The sequence below is a fragment of the Gemmatimonadota bacterium genome (genome assembly GCA_016712265.1).
Classification (GTDB): domain Bacteria; phylum Gemmatimonadota; class Gemmatimonadetes; order Gemmatimonadales; family Gemmatimonadaceae; genus RBC101.
Map to the genome: position 1 here is coordinate 996,432 of JADJRJ010000030.1, position 21,896 is coordinate 1,018,327.

The window sequence follows — 21,896 nt, forward strand, 5'->3', positions numbered from 1 at the left end:
ATCAGCAGCGCTCGAGGAGCATTGCCATCCCCTGCCCCACGCCGATGCACATCGTGCACAGGGCGTAGCGCCCCCCGGTGCGCTGCAGCTCGCGCGCGGCGGTCAGGACGAGCCGCGCGCCCGACATGCCTAACGGGTGACCGAGGGCGATGGCGCCCCCGTTGGGATTGACGCGCGGGTCGTCATCGGGGATCCCCAGCTCCCGGAGGCATCCCAGGGACTGGGCCGCGAACGCCTCGTTCAGCTCGATGACGGACAGGTCGTCTTGCGACAGCCCCGTCCGCGCGAGGACCGCGCGCGTGGCCGGCACCGGCCCGAGCCCCATCACGCGGGGCGCCACCCCGGCGGCCGCCGTCGCCACGATGCGCGCCATGGGTACCAGGCCGTGGCGGCTCGCTCCAGCCGTGGACGCCACGAGCAGCGCGCAGGCCCCATCATTGATCCCGGATGCATTGCCGGCGGTCACCGATCCCTTACCGTCGGTGCGAAACGCCGGCTTGAGCTTCGCGAGTCCCTCGGACGACGACTCCGGGCGGATGAACTCGTCCGCCGCATAGTCCACGGTGGTCCCCCGCTTCGGCCCGGCGACCGGCACGGGAAGGATCTCGATGGCGTGCCGCCCCGCGTCCCGGGCACCCACCGCCTTCTGCTGCGACCGGAGCGCAAACGCGTCCTGGTCCTCGCGGGAGATCCCCAGCAACTCCGCGACGTTTTCGGCCGTTTGTCCCATCGAGTCGATCCCGTACTCGGCCTGCATCCGCGCATTGACGAAACGCCAGCCGAGCGAGGTGTCGAACATCTGGGCGTCGCGTCCCCACGCCGTGCCGCTCTTGGAGACAGCGTACGGGGCACGCGTCATGCTCTCGACGCCCCCGGCGAGGTACAGATCCCCTTCCGCCGAGCGAATCCCGCGGGCGGCACTGGCCACCGCGCTCAACCCGGAGGCACAGAGGCGATTCACCGTTTCCCCAGGCACCGATTCCGGGATCCCCGCCAGGAGCAGGGCCATGCGCGCCACGTTCCGGTTGTCCTCGCCCGCCTGGTTCGCGCATCCCATCACTACGTCGGCAATCGCCGCGGGATCCAGCGTGGGATGGCGCGCCACGAGGGCACGCAGCACATGCGCCGCGAGGTCGTCGGGGCGCACTCCCGCCAGCGAACCGCCATGCGCGCCGATCCCGGTGCGCACACCATCAATCACATACGCGTCCATCAGGCGTCCTCTGGAAAGTGGGGCTTGCTCGTTCGGTACGCCGTCCCGCGAAACGACGCGACGATCGCGGCGTTCTGGTTCCGGACGACCACGCGGTAGTAGCCAAGCCGATTCGATGCAGCCTCTTCCTCGGCGACCGCGGTCAACACGTCGCCCGGATGAATCGCCGCGGGATAGGTAATCGAGTTGTCCACGGCCACCGTGACCCGGCCATGGGTGTTGCACGCGAAGGCAAAGGCGGAATCGGCGAAGGAAAAGACGATCCCTCCGTGCGAGACGCCAAAGCCGTTTACCATCTCCGGACGGACCGTCATCCGGCATGCGCATTGTCCCGGGGCGATCGACAGCACCTCGAGCCCGAGCCATGCTGAGAGCGCATCACCCTCGAGCATCCGGGCCAGCACGCGCTCCGCGAGCGCCTGGGGTGTGGGTGTCATGTCGGCAGAGGCGCCTGGCGTTCGACGCAGCGGCGCAGAAGCGGGCTTGGGCGATACCGCCCATCGGGCGAGGCGGCGTGGCAGGACTCCAGGATCCCGAGGAGTCGTTCCGGGCCGACCTCGTTCCCCCACTGCAGGAGTCCGCGGGGGTAGTTGACGCCGCGCGTCATGGCCAGCTCAACGTCGGACGCGCTCGCGATCCGGAGGTGCACGGCGTCGGCCGCCTCGTTGACCAGCATCGCCAGGACGCGGTGGAAGATCCGCTCGCCGGCCTCCCGGTCCGTGGTCGGCGCCTCGCGGCTCGCGCCGTCCGCATAGTCGTAGAATCCGCGACCGGACTTTCGGCCCAGCAACCCGGCCTCGAGTAGTCGCTTCTGCGTGAGCGACGGCTTGTAGCGCGGGTCGTAGTACATCGCCGTCCAGACGCTTTCCGTCACCAAGTAGTTGACGTCGTGGCCGATGAAGTCCATGAGTTCGAAGGGGCCCATGCGAAAGCCGCCGATTTCCCGCATGGCCCAATCAATGGTCGCCATGTCCGCCTCGCCGTCGTCGTAGAGGCGCAGGGCCTCCGAGTAGAACGGGCGCGCGATGCGATTGACGATAAAGCCCGGCGTGTCGGCCGCCGCCACGGTGGTCTTGCCCCACCCGTCGACGAGCCGACGCGCCTCGGCGACCACGTCGCCTGCCGTCCGCAGGCCCGGCACGATCTCGACCAGGGGCATGATCGGCGCGGGATTGAAGAAATGGATCCCCAGGACGCGTTCCGGCCGATCGCACACGCCGGCGATCGAGGCGATGGAGAGTGAGGACGTGTTGGTCGCGAGGATCGCGGCATCGCCGACCACATCCTCCAGTGCGCGGAACGACTGCTGCTTGACCTCAAGCCGCTCGACGATCGCTTCGATCACCACGTGGCACCCCGCGAACAAATCCATCCCGCGACTCGTGTCCGCGAGGGTGAGCATGGCCATCGCGGACGCGGCCTGGTCGTCGGTCATGCGCTGCTTCTCGACCTCGCGCTGGAATGCCTTCTCGATGCCAGCGCGACCGCGCGCGATCGCCACGTCGTTGGTATCACCCATCACCACCCGGTGGCCGTGTCGCAGGGCAACCTGCGCAATGCCGGCGCCCATCGCGCCGGCCCCGACCACGCCAATGACCCGGGGATCCATCGTCATCGCCCCGTGAAGTTGGGCGCGCGCTTTTCCAGGAAGGCGCGCACGCCCTCCGTGAAGTCGGCCGAGCGCCCCGCCTCACCCTGCAGGCGTTCCTCGAGGGCCAGCTGCGTGGCGAGGTCGTTGGTGCTCGACGCGTTGAGCAGCTGCTTGGTGAGGGCAAGGGCGCGCGTCGGCTGGCTCGCGAGCCTGGTGGCCAGCTCCATCGCGCCTGCCTGCAGATGCGCGGCGTCGTGGACCCCCCAGATAAGCCCCCACTCCTGCGCAATCTCTGCCGGCAGCTTGTCTCCAAGGAGCATGAGGGCCGTCGCCCGCGCGTGCCCGACGAGGCGCGGAAGCGTCCAGGTGCCACCGCTATCCGGCACCAGCCCGATCTTCGCGAACGACTGGATGAAGCTCGCGTTTACCGCCGCCACGACGATATCACACGCCAGGGCGATGTTGGCCCCGGCACCCGCGGCGACGCCATTCACGGCGCAGATCACGGGCTTGGGCATCTCGCGCAACCGCGTGACCACGGGGTTGTACTGGTCGCGAATGAAGGCCGTGAGGTCGACCGGCGGTGCCCCCGGCGACATGTCGACCGAGGCAAGGTCCTGCCCGGCGCAGAAGCCCCGCCCGGCTCCCGTGAGGATGACGGCGCGCACGCCGTGATCGCTCGCCGCGTGGTCGAGCGCTTCCTGCAGCGCACGCGCCATGTCGAGGTTGAAGGCGTTGAGGACATCCGGGCGGTTCAGCGTCAGGCGAACGACGCCGTCGATACGTTCCGTGAGGACCAGGGACATGGCAACAGGACGGGGTGGCGGCGCCTAACGCGCCGGGGGAAGGATGACGATCGACTCGATCACGTCGGCCTCGAGGATCCCCTCGGCGACGTCGCGGCCGCGCAGGATCTCGCCGAACACGGTGTAATCGTGATCGAGTCGGTAGTTGTCGGTGAGGTTCAGGAAGAACTGGGCGTCGCCGGTGTCGCGGCCCCGCGTGGAGATGCCGAACGTTCCGCGCGTGTGTGAGCGCAGCCCGAGTTCGTCGCGCATGAACGGGCCGTCCCCGACGTATTCATTGGCCGCGGGGCTGCCCCCCTGCGTGACGAAGCCCGGCTCGACCCGATGCAGAGTCAGCCCATTGAAGTAGCCCGCACGGGAGAGGCGTACAAAGCGAGCCACCGTGTACGGCGCCTCGCGCGGGAAGAGCCGGAGCTCGACCACCCCGCCGCCGGTCTCGCGACGCATCGTCACGCGCGCCCGCCATTCGCCGGTCATGAGGGGGGCAATGTCCTCTTCGCTCCCGAGATGGCGCCGCGTGACCTCCGGCGAACGCCCAATCCACTTGGTAAGGAGTCCGCGCGCGCGGATCGCCACGGCCGTGTCGCGGTCGGCGAGCAGTGGTTCCATGCGTGCAGCGAGCGAGCGATCGCCCAACTCCTCCAGTCGTTCGAGAATGGCGACCCGTGGGTCCCGGTTGTTGTCCCGGTCCTCGGCCGTCAGGCGATCCAGCGTCTGCGCGAGTGCGTCCACGGCCCGGGCGGGATTCGGCGTACCCTTCAGGGCCTGCGCCGCTTCCGCCACGACGTGGTACTCCGGGGCGGCAAGGGCGGCGAGGAAGAGGTCGTCGAACGCATGCCCTCCCACGGTGGCCAGTGCGCCTAACGCGACCTCGCGCGGGTTCCCATGCCCCGGGCCCGCGAGTGCCCGCAGCACCGCGGTGTCCCGCAGCACCTGTGCGGCCCGTGCGACGTAGGCCTTCACTCCCCAGAACGTCGCGTCACGCGCCTCGCGCCGAACGATCGGTGCCGCGCGCCCGGTATCCGTGCGTGCGAGGGCAACCAGCGCGTGCGCATGGACGTGCCATCCCGGCCGCCCCGTGGCCCGCGTGGAATTGTCCGACCGGAACGCGTCGATCAGGCTCAGGAGGGTGTCGGCAACACGCTGGCGATCGCGGCACGCGGCCGTCATCCCATCGATCGCGGCCAGCATGACGTGGGGATTTGCGTCACCCACCGCCCCGATCAGTGGCCCACACCCCTCCGACGCGGCGAGCGCACGCCAGGCACGAACCGCTTCGTGGCGCACGATGGCCGACGGGTCCTTGAGGAGTGCATTCAACTGCGCGGCCCGGCCGGCGTCCGCTCGCGTGGCCAGCGCCACGGCCGCCAACCGTCGCACCTGGTCGTCCGCATCGCGCATGGCGGCGCTGACGAGCTCAGGCGAGGCGGCACCCGCCGCGTTCAGGGTGAGCATCGCGAGCCGGCGCACACGAGCGGCGCCTTCACTCGCTCCGGGCCGGGTGAGTGCTGCCCGGGCGACCGCGAGCGCATCGTCTGGCAGGTTGCCGATGGCGCGTCGGGCACGAGCGAGGGCATAGAGCCCGTGGAGCACCCCCTCGGCCTGGGGAAGTGCGCTGGCGTTGAGTGCAACAATGGCCGAAGCGGCGCGACGCCCGTTGAGGGAGTCGCCGTGTGGAAGGCGCCCGATGGTTCGGGCGGCGGCACCGATCACCTGTGGCAGCGCCCGGGAGTGCTGCGCCGCACCGACGAGGGAATCCAGCGCCCCACGCACGATCGCGCTCCCGGGTTGGACGGGGCCACGGAGGGCCTGGCCGACGGCATTGATCGCTTCCAGGCGCACAGCCGGCACGTCGGAGAGGCGCCCATAGATGTTGGGGAGTTCCTCGGGGCGCTGAAGGCGGCCCATGGCGCGCACGGCAGCGGCCCGGACGCCGGGTTCGCGATGGGACAGGTAGGCGCGCAGCGTGTCGAGGCGCGCCCCGTGGGGGCGCGTATCCTCGAGATGTGCGATGTGGACGAGTGGGGAGCGCCTCGCCTGGGCCGGGAGCGTGATTGCAAAGGCGGCCGCGGCTGCGACGAGAATCGAGCGCCGAAGGGGAGGCCACCGGGGGCCCCCCCCCGATCGAAAAATGCTGCCAAGCATTGAGCCGACCATCATCATTCTATCTCCATATGTAGCAGCACATTGCACCGAGGGCCCGGTGTAGATTTCCGTCGCTTCCGCCGCGGCCGGCGTTGAAACTTACCGCCGGACCGCCAAGTCCATGAGGAGTTGGCCCGCCCCCGCCCCAATTCGCCTCGTCCTGCCCGTAATGCCGTCCAAGACGACCCCAAAGCGCCCTGCCGCCCGGACCCGCCCCACCACCCCGGTCCCCGGGTTCGACTGGCGCCGCATCGCATACCATACCCTCTGTTCCCGCGCGCTCGACGACGTCGAGGAGACCACCAATCGGAACCGCGCCTCCGTACCGAAGGACCACGTCGTCCTGTACCAGTTCTCGGCCCGTGGTCACGACATGGCCCAGGTCATCCTGGGGTCGCTCCTCGATCACCCCCACGACGGGGTCGGCGCGTACTATCGCTCGCGCCCCGCGCTCCTCGCCCTCGGCCTCACACTCGAGGACGCCCTCGGCAGCCCCCTGGGTCGGGCGGGAGGTTTCTCGGACGGTCGCGACATCGGCGTCGTGTGCAACATGCCCGGACGCGGGACCCCGACGGTCCTGCCCATGTCCGGCGACGTGGGGTCCCAGTACACCCCGGTCGTGGGCTGGGCGCAGGCCACGACGTACCACCGCGACGTGCTCGGCAGCGAGGCCCACCGCGGGGCCATGGGGGTCGCGTTAGGCGGCGACGGCTCCGTGGCCACCAACGGGTTCTGGTCCGCGCTGACCATGGCGACCACCCTGAATCTCCCGGTGTTGTTCTACATCGAGGACAACGACCTCGGCATCTCCGTGCGCGGCACGATGCAGACCCCGGGCGGCAACATCACGCGCAACCTGGCCTCGTTCGGCAACCTGTTCATCCGCGACGGGGACGGGTGCAACCCGCACGAGGCGGCCACCCTGCTGGCCGAGTGCGCCGCGCATGTGCGCTCCGGCGCGGGCCCGGCCCTCGTGCGACTGACGGTCCCTCGTCTCTCCAGTCATTCGGGACCCGACAACCAGAAGGGGTATCGCACTGAGGCTGAAATCGCGGCGGACGCCGCGCGCGACCCACTGCCGCGCCTCAAGGACTACCTCGTCCCTGCCATGATGAGCCCAGCGGCGTGGCGCGACCTGGAAGCGGAGGTCGCCCGCGATGTCGATGCCGCCCTGCACGCCGCGCGCGCGCGCGTCCTGCCCGACCCGACGCGGATCAAGCGCTGGGTCTATGACGAGGCGTCAGGCCCGGACGACGTGCTGGCACAGGGCGGCGTGCCAGAGGCCGAGCTGTCAGCGCTGCCCGCGGCGCACCAGCCGACAGCAGAGGGTGAGGTGTTACGCCTCGCGGAGGGAGTCCGCCGCGCCCTCCGCATCGAGCTGGAGCGGAACCCTCGCGTGCTGGTGTTCGGCGAGGATGTCGGCGTGAAAGGCGGCGTCCATCTGGTGACCGAGGGCCTACAGCGTCAGTTTGGCGTGGACCGCGTCTTCGACACGTCGCTCTCGGAGGAAGGGATCGTCGGGCGAGCCGTGGGAATGGCCATCGCCGGGCTGATGCCGGTCGCGGAGATCCAGTTCCGCAAGTATGCCGATCCGGCCACCGAACAGCTCAACAACTGCGGCACCATGCGGTGGCGCACCGCCAACCGGTTCTGTGCCCCGATCGTGGTGCGCCTGCCGGGCGGCTTCGGCAAGGATGTCGGCGACCCCTGGCACTCGTTGAGCGCCGAGGTGTTGTGGACGCACGCGATCGGGTGGCAGGTGGCCTTCCCGAGCAACGCGGCGGATGCCGTCGGGTTGCTGCGCGCGGCGATGCGCTCGAAGAACCCGACGATATTCTTCGAACACCGCGCACTCCTGATGACGTCGGACGGGAGCGCGCGGTACCCGGGCGACGATTACGTATTGCCGTTAGGCACGGGTCGGGTCGTCCGCGCCGGCGACGACCTGACCGTGGTCACCTGGGGCGCGATGGTGCACCGCTGTCGCGAGGCGGCCGAAGGGATGGACGCGTCGATCGAGGTCATCGACCTGCGCACCATTGCCCCGTGGGACCGCGAGCTCGTCCTCTCATCTGTCAAGAAGACCGGCCGCTGCCTCATCGTGCACGAGGATACCCTCACCTCCGGGTTCGGTGCCGAGATTGGCGCGACCCTGGCAAAGGAAGCGTTCTGGCACCTCGACGCGCCTGTCGATCGGTTGTGTGTCGAGGACGTGCCCATGCCGTATCACCCGATCCTGCTCGACGCGGTCCTCCCGTCCGTCGAGGTCATCCGGGCGCGAGTCGCTGAGTTGCTGGCGAGTTAGTTCCTACACGGAGGGTCCGTGGACCTTTCGCACGTCAGGCGACGCTGTGCCATAGCCATCGTCGCCACCTTGTGCCTCACCGTCGCGACGCCCGCCCAATCCGTGGTGCGTGGAGTCGTTAGCGCCCCACGCGGTACCGTCGCGGGCGCACAGGTCATGCTGGAACCAGCCGCCGCCCCGATGGCGCTGACCGACAGCGCCGGGCGCTTCCAGGTCTCGGCGGGTTCTGGTGGACGCTTCCGCCTGCTGGTGCGTGCGATCGGCTACTTCCCCATCTCGCGATCGCTCGTCCTGGCCACCGACGACACGATCCATCTCGTGCTCGAACTGCAGTCCAACGCGCAGGAGCTGAGCGCCGTGGTGGTGGAGGGCGCACGCCGTGACTGGGCGAGCGAAGAGTTCGAGACGAGACGACGCGCGGGAATCGGTCGCTTCTTCCCTCGGGAGGTCCTCGCCGAGCAGGAACATTCGACCGTCACGAACGCCCTGCGACGTTCCGCGGGGATCCAGTTCGTGAAGCGCCCGGTCGACTGTGGTGGCGGGTGGGCTGCCGCCGGCGGTCGCTCGGGCGCCATTGAACGCCAGCCCTGGATGAGCTGCATCAACGGGGTCCCCTTTCCCAAGGCCTGCTATTTCAACGTGTTCCTGGACGGCCTCCCCATCTGGGTACATGGCACCGCGGAACCCCCCAACCTCGACGCGTACAATGTCGCCTCGCTCGAGGCCATCGAGGTGTACCGCAGCGCCGCCGAAGCGCCGATCCTCTTCCAGCGCTCGCGCTCAACCTGCGGCGTGGTCGTGCTCTGGACGCGGCGCCCGGGCAGTGCCTAACGCTCCACGTGCCGGAAGGACGCCGCCACGCCGAAGTTGAGCAAGAGCCCCGCCTCACATCCGCTCGCCCGCAGGCAGTTGCTCAGCTCCCTCTCATCACTCGACTCGAGACGGGGCGCGGCTCGCAGGTCAACCACGACCCGCCCTTCGACCAGCACCGGGGCGCGATACTGCCCCACCTTCGTCCCCTTGTAGAAGACGCTCAACCCGACATCCTGCTCAAAGGTGATTCCGCGCTGCAGGAGCTCCAGCGCGAGGGCGCGATGATAGACCCCCGCCAGGAAGCCACCCCCGAGTTCACGATGCACGGCAAAGAAGGCGGCGAGGACGGACGCCACCGCGCGATCCTGCAACACGCGTGGCGCTCGTGGGGCCCCACCCAGGTCCGCCGCGATGAATGCCGAGGCCGGAACGGCTGCGTTCGGAACGAGCATACAAGGTCTCCCAGGCTGAGGATGACCCCAACCTGGGAGCTGTGGACTGGTCCGCCATCATCCTCACATTCCCAATCGGTCCATTTCCTTGCATCGCCGCTCGGCGTCGGCCGCGAGTCGGTGGTGGAACTGGGGATGCATCTCCAGCGCGCGCCGATACCAGGTCGCCGCATGACCGGCCCGCCCGTTCGCCTCCTCCACCCGTCCTGCCACATACCAGAGCCATGGATCAGCGGTCCCCGCAGCCAGCGCCCCCTGGATCGCGTCCACGGCGGCCCTGGGATCGCCCGTCAGTACCCGGGCCAGGGCCAGTTGGCCGAGGCCAAAGACGTCACGGCGCTCGAGGCTCTCGCGTTCCAGCAGGGCACGTGTGGCCGTCAGTTCGATCCCGTGCTCGAGCCGGAAGAGCGTCCACTGCCGGTTGAACGGTTCGGGGTTCTCCAGCGCCGCTCGCTCCGTCGATCCCCACAGCGCCGCCGCCTTCGCGGAATCGCCTAACGCCGCCCAGGCGTCGCCGGCGAGTGCCATCGTCTGGATGTCCGCGTTGTCCCCGACCCTGTCGATGGCGTTGAGTGCGTCCCGCCACTCTCCTCGCTGCGCGTGCCAGCGCGCCTTGAGCGACCAGAGCCGGATGTCATCCGGGACGAGGGTGAGGGCGGCCGCCAGTGTTCGCGCGGCGACATCCATCAGTCCGGTGCGCATTTGCGCGTCGGCCAGTCGCAGCCCGAACCAGGCCACTTGTTCCCGGGGCAGGTCGGTCTCCGTGCGTGCGACGCCAGCGGCCCCTTCGAGCACACGCAGCGCCTTCCGCGATTCGCCGCGGAACTCCAGGTATCGCGCATAACGTGGCGCCACGGCAAGCTCCGCCAGGTACGGCGTCAGCGTGTCGAACTGTGCGCCGGCCGCGTCGTAGTTCCCCATCTCCACATGCAACTCGGCGAGCAGCGAGCGATAGCGTGGCTCCTCCGGCGCCTCGGCGACCAGCCGCTGCGCCTCACCGAGGGCGGGGGCGAAGTTGTGCTGGGCCAGCAGCGCGCTCGCCCGGGCGAGCCGGGCCTTGCCGTTGCGATTGCTGCGCAGCGCGAGCGAGGCCGTCGCATAACGCTCCGCCAGCTCCCAGTCTGCCCGCCCACCTCCCTCACGTGCCCGCTGAAGCAGCAGCCCCGCAACCATCGCGCGATCCTCGGCGCTCTGGGGGTCCTCCTCCGAGCGCTTGATATAGAAGGCGATATCGTCCGTGCGGAGCTGGTAGTCCTGCTGTGCCTTTGCGCGAGCGGCGAGCGTGGCGGCTTCGGCTCGTCGCGCGGGGCGCACCACCCCAGTCCAGGCGGTGGCAGATACCACTGCCACCGCGAGGACTGCGAACGGAAGGGCCCGGCGGCTCATTGCGGCGCCGCGAGGTACGGGAAGGTGGTGCCAAACGCCTTGTCATTCGCACTGACGTTGTCCGTGACCAGGGCAGTCGTCACGTTGGCGGGGCTCAGCAGCGGGCCAAAGATGGCGGCCAACCCGGCATCCACGACGTCATCGTTAAGCTTGCGTCCGCCGTAGCCGTCGGCGAGGGCCCAGGTCAACCAACCGGCCGTGTTCCCCGGCTTGTTCACCTGCACGATCAGCATGTCCGGCAGGAGGACCGAGGCCAGGGTGTTGGCCACGTTGTCCTGGCGACCAGCCACCGTCTTCACAAAGGCCCGGAGTTCAGCACTGTGGTTGGCGACGTCCGTGGTGGGGGCGCCGGCATTGTGAAAGCCATGGTTTCGCTTGGCGAGGAAGACCTCGCTCACGAGCGGGTTGCCGAGGCGTTCCACCTGGTTGTAGACGCGGGGACCGGTGACAGGTCCCACGGGAGTCTCATCGTCGTCAGAGCACGCGCCGAGCGCGGCGACAGCGAGGAGGGGGAGGATAAGGCGTCGCATGGTGCGGTTCCTGTGTGTTTGGATGGAGGGAGGTGCGTTAGCGCGAGATGGTGCCCCAGACGCCGATCTTGCCGGTGCCGGTGCCGGTCAGCTGCGAGGCCGGCAGCTCAACAACGAGCGCGAGCGTGTTCAGGCCGCGCAGGAAGTCCACTGCCTGTCCGGGGGCGCGCCATCCACTCGCGGTCGGCGTGTCCGGGATCTGCGAGAGCGCGCCCGTGGCCGGCTTGCGGTCGGGGATGATGCGGAAGAACTGTTCGAGGTCGATGAAGAACGGGTCGTCGCGGAGCCCGGCGAACAGCTGCACGTTCCCGCTCGCCACGTTCGTGTTGGTCGCCCCGGTCACCGATGGCGCGCCCGAGACGAGCGTCGTCATCTGGCCGGTCATCGCCGGTGCGACCGGCCCGCGCATGGTCACCTGCTGGGTGGGACCGGACCCCGTGAACGTGAACTGCAACACGCGATCCTCAACGCCGTCGCCGGTGTTGTCGACCTTGAGCTGGTACAACAGGTTGGTGTCGAACCCGGCCGTCGCGCCCTGGGCCGGCGTGATGGGTGACGAGGTAGTCATGACGAGCACGATCCGGTCCGCACTGGAGCCCGGAAACGCGTAGACATCGTTGATGTCCATGCGCGGGCTGAGCTCGACCTCGGGGGTGTCCTGGTGATCGGACGCCAGGACGACGGTGGCGGTGATCCCGCCGGCCAGCACGGTCAACGCGGCCGCAGCCGCGATGGTGCGCCGGCGCACCGTGGTGCGATACAACATGATGCCTCCAGAGTGTTTAGTTGTGTGTCGACGTGCCTGACGAGTCGTGGGCACTCACGGCAGCTACGCCGCTCGGCACCTGGTGGATTGGCGGACCGCTCACTCGCTCGCGCGCCCTGCTCCCGTCGTCAGGTGTGTGGCGTCACCGGCCACCAGGGGCCCGCCAGTCGGGGCCCGAGGATCCACCCCAGCTGGTACGCCGCAGTTCGAACGGCGGATTGCCACCGCGGCGGCAATCGCCGACCTTGTCCGGTATGGGACTCCCGAGCCGCGCCGCAGCCCTCGCCCGCCTCGCCAGTGAATCCTTCGACCTGCTCGTGGTGGGCGGAGGGATCACCGGCTGTTGCATCGCGCGCGATGCGGCCCGGCGAGGCCTCTCCGTCGCCCTCGTGGATCGCCACGACTTCAGCAGCGGCACCAGCGCGGCGACCTCGCGCCTGATCCACGGCGGCCTCCGCTACCTCAAGAACCTCGAGGTCAGTGTCGTGCGGGAATCGCTGCGTGAACGCCGGATCTGGGGAGTCATTGCGCCGCACGCGGTCGCGCCCGCGCCGTTCATCCTGCCAACGCTGGGGTCCCTGAACGGGGCGTGGATGCGACTGGCCCTGATGGCCTACGATGCATTGTCGTGGGACCGGAATCGCGGGGTCGTGCACACCGCGCGCATTCCCCGCAGCCGCCACCTGGACCGAAACACCGTGCTGCAGCGCGCCCCGGTCCTCGAGCGCCCCGATGTGACCGCGGGCCTGGTGTACCACGACACGATCTCCGAGTCGCCGGAGCGACTCGCGATCGCGTGCCTGACCGATGCCGCTGCACATGGTGCGGTCTGCGTGAACTACATGTCCGCGACCGGTCGTACGGGCACAGGATCGGTGGACCTGGTCGACGGTGCTGGCGGCGCCACGATCCGCGTCTCGCCCCAGGTCACGATCCTCGCGGCGGGCCCGTGGACCGACCTCGTGGCCAGGCAGCTCGGGGCGCCGTCCCCGCCACGCGTGATGCGGTCCAAGGGCATTCACCTCGTCACGCGGGCGCTGACCAAGGACGTCGCCCTGCTGGTCCCGGTGGGCGGGCGGCACTTCTTCGTCATCCCCTGGCACGGGCGTTCGCTCGTTGGCACCACGGACGAGCCGTTCCTCGGCGATCCCGATGACGTGGGGGTATCCGAGGAGGATATCGCCGCGTTCCTGCGGGTCATCAACACCGGACTGCCACGCGCCGCGCTCACGCGCGACGATGTGGCATGGGCCTACGCTGGCCTGCGCCCCCTGGCGGCCTCCAATGGCAACACCTACGCCGCGTCCCGCCGGTCCGAGGTTACCCAATTGGACGCACGGATGTTCTCTGTGATTGGCGGCAAGTGGACCACGTCCCGCGCGGTCGCCGAGCAGTGCGTCGACCGGGTGGAGCGGCTCCTCGGTCGTTCTCTGCCCTCGTGCACCACGGCATCCGCACCACTCCCCTGGAGCCCCGCGGCGATCCCCGGTGACGCGACGAGTGACACCAACGCCATCGCCCGTGCGCTCAACGAAGAGATGGCGACCAGCCTCGCGGACATCGTCCTGCGACGAACACACCTCGCCGTCCTCACCGCGCACCTCCCCACCGCGACCCGCGCACAGCATCTCAGCGCCTGGGCCGACGCCGCGTCCACCGTGGCGGGATGGAGCGCCGAGGAGCGCGATCGGCAGGTCGAGGCCGTCATCGCGGCCTGCCGCCGTGTGTCGATGTGGCCGGCGTGACCGTCCACGCCATCATCAATCCACGGTCGGCCGGCGGGGCCACGGCCGCGCGGCTGGTCGAGATCGAAGCGCGACTCGCGGCGTCGTTTCCCGACATGCGCGCGCACCGCACCACCGGGCCGCGCCACGCGACCGCCCTGGCCCGCTCCCTCGCGCACGAGGGGGCTTCGCACCTGCTCGTCGTGGGTGGAGATGGCACCTGGCACGAGGTCGTGGAGGGGTGCCTCGAGCCCGGTCCCGGGCCCGGCCCGATCCTGTCCCTTATTCCCCGCGGCACCGGGGGCGACATGCGTCGCTCGTTAGGCGTGCCCGCCGGCCTCGACGCAGCGATCGCCCGCGCACGCGTCGGCGATCCACGGTTCATCGACGCCGCGCGACTCACCTGGAGATCCCCCACCGGGGACGCGCAGCGGGCGGTGGTCGCCAACATCGCATCGGTCGGGATCAGCGCCGATGTCGCCGTCCGCACCCACGCGGGCACGGTGACCAAGGCACGGCTCGGCCCCCTCGCCTTCCTCCTCGAGGGGATCGCGGCAGCGACGCGACTCCAGCGGCACCGGCTGCGCCTGACCCTGGATGAGGAACCGCCGTTCGAGGTGACCGTCCTGCTTTGTGCCGTTTGCAACGGCCACACCTTTGGCGGCGGCATGCAGGTCGCTCCAACGGCCCGCATCGACGATGGCTGGCTCGATGTCGTCTGGATCGACGCCCTGCCGCGCCCGGGCGTCCTCGCCTTCCTCCCCAGCGTGTACCCCGGGCTCCATCAGCACCTCCCCTGGGTACACCAGCGGCGGGCGCGGCACGTCGTCATCGAGCCGCTCAGCGCGGCGCCGGTGGAGGTCGATGGCGAGGTGCCTGGGGCGATAGGGCGTCTGGCGTTCGAGGTGCTCCCCCAGGCCCTCCGCGTGACCTGACCACGTCAGCGCGCGCCGTCCGACCAGCCGGCACCGCGGGTCCGCGGCCCCCCGCGATCAGATGGCCTTGAAGTAGTCAAACGGCTCGCGGCACTCGCGGCACGTGTACAACGCCTTGCACGCGGTCGAGCCGAATTCACTCTGGCGGATGGTCTGGTGCGAGCCGCAGCGTGGGCAGACGACCGGCACGTTCCGGCGCAGGGTCACGAGCCCCGGATCGCCGAGGTGCTGCGGTGGGGCGATCCCGTAGGCGCGGAGTTTCTCGCGCGCCTCGTCGTTCATCCAGTCCGTGGTCCACGCCTCGCGAAAGACCGTCTGCACCCTGGCGTTTGTCACTCCATGCTCGGCGAGGCAGGCCAGGATCTCCTCTTCCATCACCTTCATGGCCGGGCAGCCGGTGTACGTCGGCGTGATCTCCACGGTCACGGCGTCCCCGTCCACCAGGACCTTGCGGACGACCCCCAGCTCAACGACGGACACGACCGGAACCTCGGGGTCCTTCACGGCATCCAGCCAGCCGCGGATCTCAGCCGGTGTCCAGGTCATGCTCAGGGGATCCCGCGCAGACTCACCACTGCGCGCCGGGGTGGGACCTCGGGAGGATCTGCATCTGGGCGAGCATGTGGCCCAGGTGTTCCGAATGCCGCCCGAGCCGCCCGCCGCGGACGATGCGCGGGTCATTGGGCACGGTCAGGGTCGCGCGCGTCAGCGTCTCGCGCACCGTGATCTCCCAGGGGGCCTTGAGTGACGGCAAGTCGAGCCCGATCCCCTGCTCGACCATCGCCGCGTCCACTCCATCGGCAACGAAGAATTCCGATGGGTACGACCACAGCGCGTCGAGGGCCGCCTGCGTGCGTCGATGGCTCTCCTCGGTCCCGTCGCCGAGGCGCACGACCCACTCGCCCGAGTGGCGGGCATGGTACTTCGCCTCCTTGAGGGCCTTGGCCGCAATGCCAGCCAGCACCTCGTGGCGGGACTTCACCAACCGCTCGAGCGCCAGCACATCGAAGGCATCGAACAGGTACTGCCGCACCATCGTGAAGGCGAAGTCGCCCCTGGGCAACTCGACGAGCAGCACGTTGCGGAACTCGTTCTCATCGCGATGGTAGGCGAGGGCATCCTCGTCACGTCCCTTGCCCTCGACCTCGCCCGCGAGCTTGAGCAGCGCGGCGGCCTGGCCCACGAAGTCGAGCGCGAAGTTGCTGAGGGCGATGTCTTCCTCGAGGATCGGGGCATGCCCCGCCCATTCGGACAGGCGATGGCCGAGAACCAGTCGGTCGTCGCCCATGCGGCAGAGGTACTCGAACAACGGATTGCCTGCGACACCCGCGGTGGGTCCCGTCGGGGCCACCCCCGCTGCGATCGCTGCTTGTGCCCTTGCCTCGGTCATGCGTTGCCCTTGTGCAGTACGTGAGCCACTCACCTCGTCCCTGCCCAACCCTAGAAGATCTTCACACCCCGCGGGCTCTTGTAGAACTGCGGGTGCCGGTAGGCCTTGTCGGATCCCGGGTCGAACAGCGGTCCCGCATCACCCGGCGAGGACGCCGAGATTGCGTCGGTAGGCACGACCCACAGGCTCACCACCTTGCCGCGCCGTGCGTACACGTCGCGGGCGTTCTGCATGGCATGTTCCGCATCCACGGCGTGCACGCTCCCCGCATGTTCATGTGGGGCGGCGTCACCTTCCTGCGTGAAGACTTCCCAAAGCGGCCACTGCGTCTCAGTCGACATCGCGTGTCTTCGGTAAGGGGCTCAGGCGGCGTGCTCGCTGTTGCGCGCGGCCTGCTTGTCGGCGTGTGCCTCGGCCGCCGCGCGGACCCAGGCGCCCTCGTCGTGCGCCTTGCGACGCGCGGCCAGGCGTTCCCGGTTGCATGGGCCGTTCCCGGCGATCACCGCCTGAAACTCGCTCCAGTCGATCGCACCGAACTCCCAGTTCTCGGTTTCGGCGTTGTACCGCAGGTCGGGATCCGGGACGGTCAGGCCGATCGCCTGCGCCTGGGGAATCGTGAGGTTCACGAACCGTTGGCGCAGGGCATCGTTGGTCTCCCGCTTGACGCGCCACCGCATCAGCTCCGCCGAGTTGGGCGAGGTCCCGTCGGACGGGCCGAACATCATGAGCGACGGCCACCACCACCGGTTCACGGCGTCCTGCACCATCGCCCGCTGTGCCGGCGTGCCCTTCGCCATTACCGAGCAGATCTCGTAGCCCTGCCGCTTGTGGAAGTTCTCTTCCTTGCAGATGCGGATCATCGCACGGGCATAGGGCCCGTACGAGGTCTTGGCCAGCATGGTCTGGTTGACGATCGCCGCCCCGTCCACGAGCCAGCCGATCACACCGATGTCCGCCCAGGTCAGCGTGGGATAGTTGAAGATGCTGGAGTACTTCGCCTTGCCGGCCAGCAGCTGCTCGATGAGCTCCTCACGGCCCACCCCGAGCGTCTCTGTTCCGCAGTAGATGTAGAGCCCGTGGCCCCCTTCGTCCTGCACCTTGGCGAGGAGCACCATCTTCCGGCGAAGGCTCGGCGCCCGGGTGATCCAGTTCCCCTCGGGCAGCATCCCGACCACTTCGGAATGCGCATGCTGGCTCATCATGCGGATGAGCTGCTTGCGATACTTCTCCGGCATCCAATCCTTCGGCTCAATCGTCTCGCCCCGCTCAAGGCGGGCCTCAAATTCCGAGAGCTTGACCGGGTCTTCGGCGGCGGCAACCGTCATCCTTCTGGGCTCCACTTCGAGAGTAAGACCGGCGTCCAACCCATGACGCCACAACGGGTTCGCTCAATCTAACAGGGGGCCGCCCGCACACCGCAACGTGAAACGCCGGACAAGGGTGTCGGGTGAAGGCGCCAGAGCGAAATGACCGATCCCGCGCCCCCGCCGTGACGGCGCTAGTTTCCGGCCGCGACGCCACCATCCTCCCCAGCTCCCATGACGATCGACGCCGGCCAGGTTTCCCTCGAAGTCAGCGAAGGGATCGGAACCGTCACCTTCGGTCACCCGCGTGGAAACTCCCTCCCCGGCGCCCTGCTTCGCGCGTTGGCCGCGACCATCGAGGAGGCGGGACGGCGCGACGATGTGCGGGTCGTGCGGCTGCAGTCCTCCGGAAGTGGGCCTTTCTGCGCCGGCGCGTCGTTCGACGAGCTGGTTGCCATTCGCGACGCGGCCCAGGGACAAGAATTCTTCTCCGGCTTCATGCGCGTGATCCTGGCCATGAAGCGGTGCCCGAAGTTCATCGTGACCCGGGTCCACGGAAAGGCGGCTGGGGGGGCCGTCGGCCTGATCGCCGCGTCCGACTACTGCATCGCCCACGAATCCGGCGCGGTCCGCCTGAGCGAGCTCGCCATCGGGATTGGCCCCTTTGTCGTGGGCCCGCCGATCCAGCACAAGATCGGGCTCGCCCATTACACGGCCATGTCTGTGGACTACGACTGGCGCGATGCGTCGTGGGCGCAACAGGTCGGCCTGTACGCGCGGGTCACCGCGACGCAGGAGCAGCTCGACGTCGCCGTGGGCGACCTCTGCCGAAAGCTGGCAGCGTCACACCCGGCGGCGATGGCCAAGCTCAAGCAGGTCTTCTGGGAGGGAACCGACCATTGGGACACCCTGCTCGCCGAACGCGCAGGGATGAGCGGCTCGCTGGTGCTCTCGGACTTCACGCGCCAGGCGATCGCGTCGTTCGGGAAGTAGCGCAGCCGCACGCGGGCCGCGGAGTCCCGGCGTTCGCCGGGACTCGTCAGGCGGCCTTGCCTCTGCGTTCTCCCAGCGGCGTGCGCGCCCCAGCTACTGGGCGACCTTCGTCTCCGTGATGCGGGCGACGCTCGGCTTGCGCGTGCGCTGGAGGCGGCGCGCCACGAGCTCGGTCTTCCGCATCACGCGCAAGACGTTCCCACCCATGATCCCCTTCACCTGCGCGTCGGTGTACCCACGGCGCAGCAACTCGGCGACGAGGTTCGGGAACATCGAGATGTCGTCCAGCCCTGCGGGGTGCTTGTCGATGGCCCCGAGGTCGGCCCCGATCCCCACGTGCTGCACCCCGATGAGCTTCGCGATGTAGTCGATGTGGTCGACGTACTTGTCGAGCGTCGTATTGGGAATGGCGTTGATGTACGCCAGGAAAGCGGAATCGACCTTCTGCGGATCATTCGGCCACTGGGCCTGGTAGCGCCGCTGCACGCCAAAGACATCACGCATCGCCACCGCGCTGGCGGAGTCGACAAAGGCCGGGAAGGCATTCACCATCACCACGCCATCCTTCGCCTTGACCTTCATCAGGATGGAGTCGGGGACGTTGCGGGGGTGATCAGCGATGGCGCGTACGGAGGAATGGCTGAAGAAGAGGGGCGCCTCACTGGTCGCCGCCACTGCGCTCATCACCCCGTCCGACACGTGCGAGATGTCCACCATCATCCCCAGGCGGTTCATCTCGCGCACGATCTCGAGCCCGAAGGCCGAAAGGCCGCGGTGTTTCGCCGCATCGGTCGAGGCGTCGGCCCAGGCCGTGGATGAGCCATGGGTGAGGGTCATGTAGCGGACGCCCAGCGCATGGACGGCGCGCAACATCCCCATGGAGTTGTCGATCGCGTGGCCGCCCTCGATGCCGATAAGCGAGGCGATCTTCCCCTTGCGATGGATGCGGACGATGTCGGCCGCGGTAGTGGCGAACTCCAGGTGCGGTGATCGCTCGATCATGCGATGGATGACGTCGATTTCCTCGAGGACCATCTTCCCCGCACCGTCGCCCTCGTACTGGGACGGCACGTAGGCGGCCCAGAACTGGCCGCCGACCAGTCCCTTGCGCGCGCGGGGGATGTCGGTGTCGATGTCGGGCAGCGACTTGTCGGGATCGTACTTCTCGAGGTCGAACGCGGCCTTGAGCCGGATCATCTCGGGCAGGTCGTTATGCGTGTCGATGAACGGCGCCTCGCGCATGAGGCGTCGCGCGCGCGGGAGGAACGAGTCGCGCGTTGGTTGGGCATCAAGTGCGCTGGAAACACACAGCAGGACGAACGGAAGGAGTCGCATGGGAGCCGTGGCGTGATCCCCAAGGTGCGGCCCCCCACCAGCGACAATCAAGGCCCTCGTCGTGAACAGAGAGACGTGAACTGCCCCCGCCCGGTTGATCCTCTCGATCCCGACCCGAAATGGCGTCGCCCCTTCAAGCCACCTGAACGTCGAGGAGGGGAGTCAGCGCTCTGGCGGCCTAGCGTTCATCACAGGGCTGCCACGTCATCCCGCGCACGCCGGGATCGACGACCGTGCCGGGAGAAAGGACCTCCACCCTGGCCGTCAGCAGCCGCCGCACGATGCGCGCGTCGGGATACTGCAGGTCCAGCTCCATGCGCACCTCAGAACCCTGTGCGGGACGGGGACCGATGGTGCTCCACGTGTAGTGAGACGGCTGCTCGCCGAACAACGACGTGGCCTGCGCCCGCGTCAGCGCGTTGACGGTGCACAGCAGTGGCCCCCCCTGGACCAGGACCCGCCTGACCTGCATCCCGCTGGCCAGGGCGCGCACCCGCAGCACCGGGGCCGCCTCCCAGCCGCCGGCCTCGGTATCCGTCACGACAACGACGGTCTCAAGGATCTCCAGCGGCTCGGCATCTGCTGTGTAGACCCCAACCACGCGGGTGGCCCCCACGCCCTGGGCAGACGCGCGGAGGGTCATGAGGCCCGGGGCGCCGGACTGCACGGTGGCCTCCCGCTGCAGCGGAGACTCATAGGAGCGCACGGCCCCCGCCCTGGCGTCTTCCACCGACCAGCCGACGGGCCACGGCACCTCGAGCACCTGCTGTCGTGCGTCCCGAAACACCGCCCGCGCCGTGAACAGTCGCCCCGAGGGCACGTACGGTTCCGTGGTGCCCAGAGTGCCAACAAGTTGCAGCTCCATCGACGCGGGCCGCACGTGCATGAGGTGTTCAGCCTGCAGCGCCCCAACCGTGGCCCGAACGCGGGCCTCACCAACCCGCCGCCCGGTGACCATGCCCTCGCGGTCCACCGCCGCCACGGTCGAGTCCGACGACTTCCACGTCGCGCGCACCCGATGCGCCGTCGCCCGGGCGTCGATGCCATAGACTGCGAGGGTGACCGATGTGGCCGATGCCACGGCGCCGGCGCCACGCACCTCAATACGTTCGTACGCGCGACCGACGTCGGTCGTCCCTCCGCAGGCGCCCAGGATGACGAGGCTCGTCACCATCCATTGTCGTTCCCCATCACGGCGCGCCGCGCGACGGATCCCACGCCCACCACGCGCCGGCGGCCCTGGGCTGTGCATCAACACACGTTCCACGGGTAGCCTCCCGTACCGTAGTCGACCACCGTACGGTCCCATGGAGTGACGACGCCGAGCGCGCGCACCACCTGCAGGCTCGCGTCGGCGCGCTGTACCGTAATCTGCACCTCAACCACCGTACCCGAACGGAGGGCCTCACCCCGCCAGGAGAAGTCGTATGGAATGAAGTCGAAGAGCGGCGTAGCGACCCCCGGCGACACCGGCGCGGTGGCGCACAACGTCTTGGGCGTCCGGTCAAAGACCAGCCGGAGAATCGTCGCCTCGAACGGAGCAACAACAACAAGGTCCGGATAGAACACCATCCGGCCATCCGGGAGCGCGTCGACCCACATGGTGAAGGTCGGCACGTTAAGCTTTGGCTCGGCCTCCGGCCGGACCATCAACCGCACCGATGCGCGAAACGGCTCGGACCTCGCGACGATGTCGATCGAACCTGCGCGCAGTCCGCGCAATACCTGCGTCTGCTTGCCGCCCCCGGGGACCAGCAGTGCCTCAACTGACGCCTCCCAGTGGACATCCAATGGCGTCGCGATGACGGCACCGTTGACGTCGAGGAACTCGGCGACCACGACGTAGGAGTCGCCTTCCTCAACGATCCCATCGGCGGGCAACACTCGCACGCGAAGCCCAGCGGGCGTGGTCGATACCAACACCGTCGCGCTCCCGCCGCCGTGATACACCGTGATATCCGCCTCGCCATAGCCAATGGCGCGCACCAAACCTGGCGTCTCCACGCGTACCACGCTGGTGTCCGACGAACTCCACGCGCCGGCGACGCGCACCTCGGCGCCTTCGGCGTCCACGGCCACGACCGACAGCTGCAGCTCCGCCCCGACCTTGAGCGACAGCTGGGGACTCCCCAGGATCCGAAGAACCGCTGGGACGGCCGGCGCAGCCGGCTCGTCCGACCGCGAACACGCCAGCACACCGCAGAGCAG

The 21,896-nt window shown here is 68.9% G+C and carries 21 protein-coding genes; 5 read left to right on the forward strand and 16 right to left on the reverse strand.

The window, feature by feature from the left end:
- Position 1: 1 nt before the first annotated feature.
- Genes pcaF through IPK85_19870 form a run of 5 tightly spaced genes read right to left on the reverse strand, consistent with a single transcriptional unit; the run spans position 2 to position 5,773 of the window.
- Positions 2–1,216, reverse strand: coding sequence for a 3-oxoadipyl-CoA thiolase (gene pcaF / locus IPK85_19850; protein ID MBK8249628.1), 1,215 nt, complete (start codon positions 1,214–1,216; stop codon positions 2–4).
- Positions 1,213–1,650 (reverse strand): hydroxyphenylacetyl-CoA thioesterase PaaI, encoded by a 438-nt coding sequence (paaI, locus tag IPK85_19855; GenBank protein ID MBK8249629.1) that lies wholly within the window; start codon positions 1,648–1,650, stop codon positions 1,213–1,215. The genes pcaF and paaI overlap by 4 nt, the downstream gene beginning before the upstream one ends.
- Positions 1,647–2,822 carry a 3-hydroxybutyryl-CoA dehydrogenase gene (locus IPK85_19860; protein MBK8249630.1) on the reverse strand — a complete coding sequence of 392 codons (1,176 nt, stop codon included), beginning with the start codon at positions 2,820–2,822 and terminating at the stop codon, positions 1,647–1,649. The genes paaI and IPK85_19860 overlap by 4 nt, the downstream gene beginning before the upstream one ends.
- Positions 2,823–2,824: 2 nt before the next feature.
- Positions 2,825–3,610, reverse strand: coding sequence for a 2-(1,2-epoxy-1,2-dihydrophenyl)acetyl-CoA isomerase (locus IPK85_19865; GenBank protein MBK8249631.1), 786 nt, complete (start codon positions 3,608–3,610; stop codon positions 2,825–2,827).
- A 24-nt stretch (positions 3,611–3,634) separates the two neighbouring features.
- On the reverse strand, positions 3,635–5,773 hold the full coding sequence (locus IPK85_19870) for a peptidylprolyl isomerase (protein ID MBK8249632.1): 2,139 nt from the start codon (positions 5,771–5,773) through the stop codon (positions 3,635–3,637).
- A 151-nt stretch (positions 5,774–5,924) separates the two neighbouring features.
- Between IPK85_19870 and IPK85_19875 the strand changes: the two genes are divergently transcribed.
- Positions 5,925–8,060, forward strand: coding sequence for a pyruvate dehydrogenase (locus IPK85_19875; protein MBK8249633.1), 2,136 nt, complete (start codon positions 5,925–5,927; stop codon positions 8,058–8,060).
- Positions 8,061–8,078: 18 nt separating this feature from the next.
- Positions 8,079–8,891: a carboxypeptidase-like regulatory domain-containing protein gene (locus IPK85_19880; GenBank protein MBK8249634.1), complete on the forward strand. Its 813-nt coding sequence runs from the start codon at positions 8,079–8,081 to the stop codon at positions 8,889–8,891.
- Here the strand turns inward: IPK85_19880 and IPK85_19885 are convergent.
- The 4 genes from IPK85_19885 to IPK85_19900 form a co-directional block, all read right to left on the reverse strand.
- Entirely contained in the window at positions 8,888–9,325 is a 438-nt protein-coding gene (locus tag IPK85_19885; GenBank protein MBK8249635.1) for a GxxExxY protein, read from the reverse strand. The two genes, IPK85_19880 and IPK85_19885, sit on opposite strands and share 4 nt — an antisense overlap.
- A gap of 63 nt (positions 9,326–9,388) precedes the next feature.
- On the reverse strand, positions 9,389–10,675 hold the full coding sequence (locus tag IPK85_19890; protein ID MBK8249636.1) for a hypothetical protein: 1,287 nt from the start codon (positions 10,673–10,675) through the stop codon (positions 9,389–9,391).
- A gap of 32 nt (positions 10,676–10,707) precedes the next feature.
- Entirely contained in the window at positions 10,708–11,241 is a 534-nt protein-coding gene (locus tag IPK85_19895) for a DUF4331 family protein (protein MBK8249637.1), read from the reverse strand.
- A 37-nt stretch (positions 11,242–11,278) separates the two neighbouring features.
- The gene (locus IPK85_19900; GenBank protein ID MBK8249638.1) at positions 11,279–12,007 is read right to left on the reverse strand and encodes a DUF4331 family protein; all 729 of its coding nucleotides are present in this window, start codon (positions 12,005–12,007) and stop codon (positions 11,279–11,281) included.
- Between the two features lie 254 nt (positions 12,008–12,261).
- On the opposite strand from IPK85_19900, the gene IPK85_19905 reads away from it, so the two are divergent.
- Both IPK85_19905 and IPK85_19910 read left to right on the forward strand, forming a co-directional pair.
- Complete coding sequence (locus IPK85_19905) at positions 12,262–13,752, forward strand: glycerol-3-phosphate dehydrogenase/oxidase (GenBank protein MBK8249639.1); 1,491 nt, start codon at positions 12,262–12,264, stop codon at positions 13,750–13,752.
- On the forward strand, positions 13,749–14,666 hold the full coding sequence (locus tag IPK85_19910) for a diacylglycerol kinase family lipid kinase (protein ID MBK8249640.1): 918 nt from the start codon (positions 13,749–13,751) through the stop codon (positions 14,664–14,666). Before IPK85_19905 ends, IPK85_19910 begins: the two co-directional genes overlap by 4 nt.
- 57 nt (positions 14,667–14,723) lie before the next feature.
- On the opposite strand, the gene paaJ is transcribed toward IPK85_19910, so the two are convergent.
- The 4 genes from paaJ to paaA are packed head-to-tail and all read right to left on the reverse strand — an operon-like array spanning position 14,724 to position 17,381.
- Positions 14,724–15,212, reverse strand: a complete 489-nt coding sequence (gene paaJ / locus IPK85_19915; protein MBK8249641.1) for a phenylacetate-CoA oxygenase subunit PaaJ — start codon at positions 15,210–15,212, stop codon at positions 14,724–14,726.
- A gap of 22 nt (positions 15,213–15,234) precedes the next feature.
- Positions 15,235–16,056, reverse strand: a complete 822-nt coding sequence (gene paaC / locus IPK85_19920) for a phenylacetate-CoA oxygenase subunit PaaC (protein MBK8249642.1) — start codon at positions 16,054–16,056, stop codon at positions 15,235–15,237.
- 50 nt (positions 16,057–16,106) lie between these two features.
- Positions 16,107–16,397, reverse strand: a complete 291-nt coding sequence (paaB, locus tag IPK85_19925) for a 1,2-phenylacetyl-CoA epoxidase subunit B (GenBank protein MBK8249643.1) — start codon at positions 16,395–16,397, stop codon at positions 16,107–16,109.
- A 21-nt stretch (positions 16,398–16,418) separates the two neighbouring features.
- Positions 16,419–17,381 (reverse strand): 1,2-phenylacetyl-CoA epoxidase subunit A, encoded by a 963-nt coding sequence (gene paaA / locus IPK85_19930; protein ID MBK8249644.1) that lies wholly within the window; start codon positions 17,379–17,381, stop codon positions 16,419–16,421.
- 213 nt (positions 17,382–17,594) lie between these two features.
- Here paaA and IPK85_19935 point away from each other — a divergent pair, with 213 nt between their 5' ends.
- Positions 17,595–18,353, forward strand: coding sequence for an enoyl-CoA hydratase/isomerase family protein (locus tag IPK85_19935; GenBank protein MBK8249645.1), 759 nt, complete (start codon positions 17,595–17,597; stop codon positions 18,351–18,353).
- A gap of 93 nt (positions 18,354–18,446) precedes the next feature.
- Here the strand turns inward: IPK85_19935 and IPK85_19940 are convergent, their stop codons facing one another.
- From IPK85_19940 to IPK85_19950, 3 genes are all read right to left on the reverse strand, one after another.
- Entirely contained in the window at positions 18,447–19,688 is a 1,242-nt protein-coding gene (locus tag IPK85_19940) for a dipeptidase (GenBank protein ID MBK8249646.1), read from the reverse strand.
- A gap of 178 nt (positions 19,689–19,866) precedes the next feature.
- A complete protein-coding gene (locus IPK85_19945) occupies positions 19,867–20,862 on the reverse strand; it encodes an Ig-like domain-containing protein (GenBank protein MBK8249647.1) in 996 nt (331 codons plus the stop codon).
- A 77-nt stretch (positions 20,863–20,939) separates the two neighbouring features.
- Complete coding sequence (locus tag IPK85_19950) at positions 20,940–21,884, reverse strand: Ig-like domain-containing protein (protein MBK8249648.1); 945 nt, start codon at positions 21,882–21,884, stop codon at positions 20,940–20,942.
- Positions 21,885–21,896 lie beyond the last annotated feature (12 nt).

Coding starts and splice junctions, on each gene's coding strand:
- paaI (MBK8249629.1), bottom strand. CDS start 1,650: ATGACACCCACACCCCAGGCGCTCGCGGAGCGCGTGCTGGCCCGGATG.
- IPK85_19860 (MBK8249630.1), bottom strand. CDS start 2,822: ATGGATCCCCGGGTCATTGGCGTGGTCGGGGCCGGCGCGATGGGCGCC.
- IPK85_19865 (MBK8249631.1), bottom strand. CDS start 3,610: ATGTCCCTGGTCCTCACGGAACGTATCGACGGCGTCGTTCGCCTGACG.
- IPK85_19870 (MBK8249632.1), bottom strand. CDS start 5,773: ATGATGATGGTCGGCTCAATGCTTGGCAGCATTTTTCGATCGGGGGGG.
- IPK85_19875 (MBK8249633.1), top strand. CDS start 5,925: ATGCCGTCCAAGACGACCCCAAAGCGCCCTGCCGCCCGGACCCGCCCC.
- IPK85_19885 (MBK8249635.1), bottom strand. CDS start 9,325: ATGCTCGTTCCGAACGCAGCCGTTCCGGCCTCGGCATTCATCGCGGCG.
- IPK85_19895 (MBK8249637.1), bottom strand. CDS start 11,241: ATGCGACGCCTTATCCTCCCCCTCCTCGCTGTCGCCGCGCTCGGCGCG.
- IPK85_19900 (MBK8249638.1), bottom strand. CDS start 12,007: ATGTTGTATCGCACCACGGTGCGCCGGCGCACCATCGCGGCTGCGGCC.
- IPK85_19905 (MBK8249639.1), top strand. CDS start 12,262: ATGGGACTCCCGAGCCGCGCCGCAGCCCTCGCCCGCCTCGCCAGTGAA.
- paaJ (MBK8249641.1), bottom strand. CDS start 15,212: ATGACCTGGACACCGGCTGAGATCCGCGGCTGGCTGGATGCCGTGAAG.
- paaC (MBK8249642.1), bottom strand. CDS start 16,056: ATGACCGAGGCAAGGGCACAAGCAGCGATCGCAGCGGGGGTGGCCCCG.
- paaB (MBK8249643.1), bottom strand. CDS start 16,397: ATGTCGACTGAGACGCAGTGGCCGCTTTGGGAAGTCTTCACGCAGGAA.
- paaA (MBK8249644.1), bottom strand. CDS start 17,381: ATGACGGTTGCCGCCGCCGAAGACCCGGTCAAGCTCTCGGAATTTGAG.
- IPK85_19935 (MBK8249645.1), top strand. CDS start 17,595: ATGACGATCGACGCCGGCCAGGTTTCCCTCGAAGTCAGCGAAGGGATC.
- IPK85_19940 (MBK8249646.1), bottom strand. CDS start 19,688: ATGCGACTCCTTCCGTTCGTCCTGCTGTGTGTTTCCAGCGCACTTGAT.
- IPK85_19945 (MBK8249647.1), bottom strand. CDS start 20,862: ATGGTGACGAGCCTCGTCATCCTGGGCGCCTGCGGAGGGACGACCGAC.